The 6,895-nt window shown below is 27.1% G+C and carries 7 protein-coding genes; all 7 read left to right on the forward strand.

The genetic code is table 11. The features are described from left to right. Positions 1–301 precede the first annotated feature (301 nt). The 7 genes from IAA47_09095 to IAA47_09125 all read left to right on the forward strand — a co-directional run bounded on the left by IAA47_09095 (position 302) and on the right by IAA47_09125 (position 6,664). Positions 302–478, forward strand: coding sequence for a glycosyltransferase (locus IAA47_09095; protein ID MBU3843118.1), 177 nt, complete (start codon positions 302–304; stop codon positions 476–478). 34 nt (positions 479–512) lie between these two features. Beyond that, positions 513–1,604, forward strand: coding sequence for a polysaccharide pyruvyl transferase family protein (locus IAA47_09100; GenBank protein MBU3843119.1), 1,092 nt, complete (start codon positions 513–515; stop codon positions 1,602–1,604). 35 nt (positions 1,605–1,639) lie between these two features. After that, entirely contained in the window at positions 1,640–3,385 is a 1,746-nt protein-coding gene (locus tag IAA47_09105; GenBank protein MBU3843120.1) for an ABC transporter ATP-binding protein/permease, read from the forward strand. 121 nt (positions 3,386–3,506) lie between these two features. Continuing rightward, positions 3,507–4,277, forward strand: coding sequence for a hypothetical protein (locus tag IAA47_09110; GenBank protein ID MBU3843121.1), 771 nt, complete (start codon positions 3,507–3,509; stop codon positions 4,275–4,277). 34 nt (positions 4,278–4,311) lie between these two features. Next, positions 4,312–5,397, forward strand: a complete 1,086-nt coding sequence (locus IAA47_09115) for an FtsX-like permease family protein (GenBank protein MBU3843122.1) — start codon at positions 4,312–4,314, stop codon at positions 5,395–5,397. A 41-nt stretch (positions 5,398–5,438) separates the two neighbouring features. Then, positions 5,439–6,239: a hypothetical protein gene (locus IAA47_09120; GenBank protein ID MBU3843123.1), complete on the forward strand. Its 801-nt coding sequence runs from the start codon at positions 5,439–5,441 to the stop codon at positions 6,237–6,239. A 20-nt stretch (positions 6,240–6,259) separates the two neighbouring features. Beyond that, a complete protein-coding gene (locus tag IAA47_09125; GenBank protein MBU3843124.1) occupies positions 6,260–6,664 on the forward strand; it encodes a hypothetical protein in 405 nt (134 codons plus the stop codon). Positions 6,665–6,895 lie beyond the last annotated feature (231 nt).

The raw sequence follows: 6,895 nt of genomic DNA on the forward strand, positions 1-6,895 counted from the left end.
ATATTATTAATTTTAAAATTATCAAAGAAAAAAACAATTAATTGGATTAAATTTATAGGAGAAAATACATTAATATATTTTGCTTGGCATCAAAATATAGCTATGGTATTAATAAAAAAATTTTTAGAAATATTAAATTTTCCTTTTGAAAGAATTTCTATAAATATAGGAGTTTTATGTTTATATTATATTATAAATTTGATATTAATTTTATTAATATTGACATTTTTCACAAAGATATTATTAAAAACAAAATTAAAATTTTTAATAGGCAAGTAATAAAATATATAAAGGTGATAGAATGAATATAGAATTAAGTATAATAATACCAGTATATAATGTAGAGCAATATTTAGAAGAGTGTTTAGATAGTATATATGCGGTAGAAAACATAAGAAAAGAAGTAATATTAGTAAATGATGGAAGTATAGATGGTAGTTTAGAAATACTGAAAAGATATGAAGAAATTTTGATATAACAGTAGAGATAGATAAGAAACTTGGAGGAGAAGAATGTTAATAAATATTAAGCAATTAGTATGGAAAAAATTAGAGAATTATTTAATAAAAAAAGGGATGATAGAAAATCAAAAAATACTAGAAGGAAAAGAAATAGAAAATTTAACACTAAAATATGATAAAGTAAAAAAAATAATTTATTTTTCAACACCAAATCATGGAAATTTAGGAGATCATGCAATAGCTATCGGAGTAGAAAATATAATTAAAATTTTGTTTCAAGACTTATTATGTTTAGAATTTTCAATTTTTGAATATAATAGAAATAAAGAATTATTAGAAAAATTAGTGAATCAAGAGGATATCATAATAATAACGGGTGGTGGAAATTTTGGTAATCTATGGCTGACAGAAGAAAATCAAAGAAGAGATATAGTGAGAAGATTTCCAAATAACAAAATAATTGTAATGCCTCAAAGTATATCTTTTACAAATGATGAAGAGGGAGCAAAGGAGTTAAAAATAAGTCAAAGTATTTATTCACAACATAAGAATTTCAATATAATAACTAGAGATAATAAAAGTTATCAATATGGAATAGAGTATTTTCCAAATAATAAAGTTTTTTTAGCACCAGATAGTGTACTATATTTAGAGGATTGGTACAAAAGAGAAAATCAAAGAGATGGAGTTATATTGACTTTAAGAAGTGATAAAGAGAAATCTTTATCTAATGAAAAAATTGATAAAATAATATCATTTTTAGAAAATAAGAATATTGTGTATAAAAGAGATGACACAGTAAAAAATTATGGAATAGATAGAAAAATAAGAGAATATGAAGTAAAAGAAATGTTAAGAAAAATATCATCTGCTAAGGTCAATATAACAGATAGATTTCATGGGGTAATATTTTCAGTAATAACAAATACCCCAGTAATTGCTTTTAAATCATTGGATCATAAAATAGAGGAAGGAATAAAATGGTTTAAATATTTAGACTGGGTTCATTATGTTACAACTGTTGAAGAGGTAGAATCTTTAGTAGAAAAATATGTTAATTCTCAAGAGATAATTAAGAGAGAAAAGTTTATTTTAAAAGAGAAATTAGAAAGTGTGATGAGAGAAGTAGATAAAAATAATTAGAATAATTTATTAGATTACAAAATGGAGAGGAGAAAATGTTAAAGGAAATAAATAGAATTTTTGATAAAAAAGATAAGATGATTATAGGGGTATCTATTATATTTTCATTGTTAGCTTCGATAACAGAAGTTTTTGGTATCTCGATACTATTTCCTTTTATGGGAGTATTGACAAATCCAGAGAATATATATAGCAATAAATATTCTAAGTATATATATGAGAATTTCTTTAAAGAGGACTATAGAAAATTTATTATATATTTTGGAGTTGGAATAATTTTAATCTTTATTTTAAAAAATATTGTAACAATTCTATATAACTACTATACCACAGTAGTAGCTAGAAAATTGAATAGAAAGTATTCTAATAAACTTCTTGCAACATATTTAGACTTTGAGTATATAAACTATGTAAAAAAGAATAGAAGTGAATTTATGAGAATAGTTACTCAAGAGTGTGGATTATTAGTCAGTATATTTCAAAATATTATTAGTTTAATAAGTGAGATATTTATAATAACTCTTCTTTATGGAATAATGATATATACAGATTGGAAGTTAACATTAGCTATGACTATATTTATCCTTATTAATCTGTTGATTATAAAGTATATAGTACTAGCTGAGGTAAAGAGAATTGGAAAGCAAAGAGAGGCCAGAAGTAGAAGATTGTATAAACTGATAAACTCAATCTTTTCAAACTATAAATTTATAAAATTAAAGGGAGATACTGAGGGATTAAAAGAGGAGCATAACCTTATTCAAAAGGAAAATGATAAGATAGGGATAAAACAGAGTGTTTTAAATCCATTTCCTAGAGCTATACTTGAGTTTAGTGGATTTTTTATGATAGTTGCTATTATTTTGTATTCAGTTTCACTTTATGGAGAAGAGGGAATAAAGAATATACTTCCAGTTGTTTCACTATTTTTCTTAGCTTTATATAGAATGTTACCCTCAATAATTAGAATAGTAGGAGTTTTTCAAGGATTTGCTTTTTATGCTCCTGTACCAGGAAGAATAGAGGAAGAGCTAAGTTACTCATTGGAGAATTTAAAGAATGAGAAAGTAGATTTTAATAAAAAGATAGAGGTAAAGAATTTAGAGTTTGAATATGAAAAGAATACACCTATCTTAGATAAGGTATCATTATCAATAGAAAAGGGAGATAGAATTGCTTTTATAGGGGAATCTGGTTCTGGAAAGACTACTTTAGTAGATATTTTAATGGGACTATATAGAGCAAAAGCAGGAAAAATATATGTAGATGGAGTAGAGATAAATAATAGAAACCTAAAGGATTGGAGAAAGAAGATAGGATATATACCACAGGAGATATATCTATTTGATGGAACAGTTGGAGAGAATGTTTCAATAGGGTATGACTATGATGAAGCAAGAGTTATAGAAGTATTGAAACAAGCAAAAATCTGGGAGTTTTTCAAGAATAAAGAGGGAGTTCATACAAAAGTAGGAGATGCAGGAATAATGTTATCTGGTGGACAAAAGCAAAGGGTAGGTATTGCTAGAGCTCTTTACAAGGAACAGGAGATTTTAGTACTTGATGAAGCAACATCAGCTCTTGATGATAATACAGAGGAGCAGATAATAGATGAGCTATATAATTTAGCTGAGGATAAGACTCTAATAATGATAGCACATAGATTAACTACATTGAAAAAGTGTAATAAGATATTCCAACTTGAAAAAGGAAAGATAAATAAAGAGTATTCTAATATATCAGAAGTTATAAAGGCTAAGGCTAAAATAGATAAAGAGTAAAATATTTTAATTTTAAAAGAATGTTATTTGAAATAGAAGGAAAATAATGTATAATAGAGTAGATATTGTATATTTAAAGAGATATATTTATTGAAAATAAATAGGAAAGTGGGAGATATTGATGGTAGATATACATTCACATCTACTCTATGGAATAGATGATGGACCTGAAAAAATAGAGGAGAGTATTGAGTTATTAAAACAAGCTATCGAGGTTGGTTACAATAAAATTGTTTGTTCTTCACACTACTATATAGGTATGTTTGAAAATAAAGATTATGATAAAAACTTTAATCAACTTCAAGCTAAGATAAGAGAAGAAGGATTAGATATAGAGATATATAAAGGAAATGAGATAGCTCTATTAAGTATTGATTATTTTGACTATGCAGCTAAAGTAAACAGAATAAATAATGGAAAATATATTTTAATAGAGCTGAAATCAGAAATAATTTATTCTGTATGTAAAAAATTTTTTAAAAGTTTAATATCTCAAGGAATAGTTCCAATTTTTGCTCATATAGAGAGATACTCACATTTAAAAATTGGAGAATTGATAGAACTATCTAAAATGGGAGTAGTTCTACAAGTAAATATAAGGACAGCAGCAACTTCAGTAAAAAAGATAGACTATATGTTAAAAGAGGGATATATTGATGTTATTGCAACAGATACTCATAGACTAGGAAGAAGAGATTATGATTTAGAAAAAGAATTGAAAAAGTTAAAATCTAAATTAGGTGAGGAGTATTTTAATAGAGTAACAGATATCAATCCTAGTAGAATAATTGATAGTGAAGATATAGTAAGAGGTAAAATTGAAAGTAGTAAAGATGGAGTTAGAATTATGGGATACATTAGAGGCTTATATTCTAGATTAATAAAGAAGTAGTTAGAAGTAAAAATAGGGAAGTGAAAGTAGAATAATGAAATTTTTATTTTGGCTATCATTTAAATTGTTATTTGGAAATATAAAGAGAGCTTTACTTCCATATATAGGAATAACAGTTGGAGTGGCAGCTCTTATTGTAGCATTAGCTATTGGAGCAGGAGGAGAAAGACTAATAACAAATAATTTGATGGCTATCAGTGATAATAGAATAGTGTTGGGCGGAGATAGCTTTGATCAAAGAGATATTCGTTTACTAGATAATTATCCTTTTGTTGAATATAGTTTCTTTCCAGATGCAAGAGTAGTGAAAGGTGAGAATATATTTATAGGATACCCTAAAAGAGCTTTACAAAAATTAAAGTTTCCTAAATTAAGAAATGGAGAAGCAATAGTAGATATCAATCAATTTCCAAGAGTAAAAGAGGGAGAAACACTATCTTTTTATATAGGCAATAGAATGGAAAATTTTAGAGTAGCTAAGTTATATGTTGAAGAAAATCCTTTTGAATTAACTAAGCAAGGAAATAGAATAATAATTTCACAGGATTACTTTTCAGAAATATTTAATAGATATAGGTATAACGAATTAGTTATCTCTTTAGACAAAAGTGAAGATAGTGAGGTGTTAATTCCTATATTATTAAAAAAGTTTAATAATGACCGTATAAGCTACAAAGAGGTAAAGATTCTTGAAAAACCTGAAGTATACAAAAAAGTAGTAAAGATACAAAAGATAGTAAAAAATACTCTCTATATTTTAGTAGTAGTTTCATTCATATTAAGCGGAGTAGGAATTATGACTTTAATAAATGGAAATATTCAAGCTAGAACTATGCATATTGGTGTATTTAGAGCTATTGGGATTCCTAAAAATAGTATAGTAAAAGTATTTTTAATAGAGGGAATAATAATTTCTTTTTTAGGTATGATAAGTGGAGGAGTAATAGGCACTTTGATAACAATATTAGGGGGAAAATTAATCTTTATTCCACCTGTATTTAAAATAGAGAAAATAGTATTTTTAATATTGATGATATTAATTACAGGAATTATAGTAGGTATACTTCCTACAAAAAGAATAGATAAGATTAATGTTGTTGATATTCTTAGAAAAAATTAAATTTATTAGGAGGGAAAAGAGTGTTAAAGAAGTTTTTATTAATGGGGAGTGTAGTAGCTTTAAGTTCAGTAGTTATGGCAGAAGGAATACAATCAGTAACTTCATCTGTAGCAATTTCAGAGAATAAAGTTAATGAGGGAAGATATTTTTATTTAGCAAATAACTATCATGAGATGGCAGCATTACCAAGCTTTACTATGAGTGCTCCTGCTGGTCTTGTTCCTGGAGGAAGAGTTGCTTTTATAGGAATAGCAGGAAGTCATAATAGTGTTGAAGAGACTGATGGTGGTTTAGGATTTGGAATAGGTTATGGAAATCCGTATGAGACAGTTGGAGGAGCTATCTCGGTAGCTGTAGGAAGTATTGATCCAAGAGATGGTGGAGCTTTTAATAGAGGAAATTTAAATCTATCATTAGGACATACATTTAAGCAATATGGATTTGGAGTTTCAGTAGGTATGACAGGAACAGATTTATGGCACGATAAGAGTGATGAAGTATCTGATCCTAGTTTTTATGGAGCAGTAACAAAATTATTACCAAATGATGTAGCACCAGTAGTTTTAACAGCTGGATTAGGAAATAATGTTTATGCAGATACAAATGCTAGTGGAGATAAAAAAGATAAAGTATATCCATTTTTTGCAGTTGCAACATATATTATACCTCAATTAAGCCTAATAGCAGATTATACAAATGGAGTAACAACATTAGGAGTTGGAATAGTACCATCACCAAAATTACCTATTACACTAACATTAGGAGCTTATGATATTTCAAAACAAGGAAATCAAAATACAATATCATTCATAGGAAGTTTGTCAACAGCTTACGCATTTTAAAATTATAAGGAGAAGGATAGATGAAAAAATTATTATTAGGAGCTTTTTTAATAGTTAGTATAACAAGTTTTGCCACAGAGGGAATGACATTTAGTGCACATACAGAGATGGAGAGTATTCATATCTCTCAACCAAGTAATATGAGTACGAGTAAATCTTTTATGATAGCTTTTGGAATGGGAGATCATGGAGTACATACAGAGAGTTCAAGTTATACAGAAAATACCGGAGAGGTAGGGGGAGCAAAGGTAGAGAGTATTAGCTCTAATACACCATCTTCAGCTCCTACATCAGGACCAGTAGCAGCCAATCCAGCTCCTGTTTATCCAATAACACCAGTTGTAAATATAGTAGGAGCTACCAATACAGCTACAACAATAACAAATAATTTAACTACAATAGTAACACCATATGGAAAATATTAAAAAAATTATTAATATTTAGATTAAAGATAAAGACTTTCTTCAGAGATTGAGGAGAGTTTTTTCTATAAGAGCAATAAAAAATAATTGAAATAAAGTATATAAAAAATTGACATTTCTATATAAAAATAATATAATATCTAGGAAAAAATTTAAAATCTATATAAGATGAAGGAGGAAAGTAGATAGATATTTCATATATTTATCTAATGAAAAATGAGTATTGGTACTATA

The sequence above is a fragment of the Candidatus Fusobacterium pullicola genome, assembly GCA_018883725.1.
Lineage (GTDB): Bacteria > Fusobacteriota > Fusobacteriia > Fusobacteriales > Fusobacteriaceae > Fusobacterium_A > Fusobacterium_A pullicola.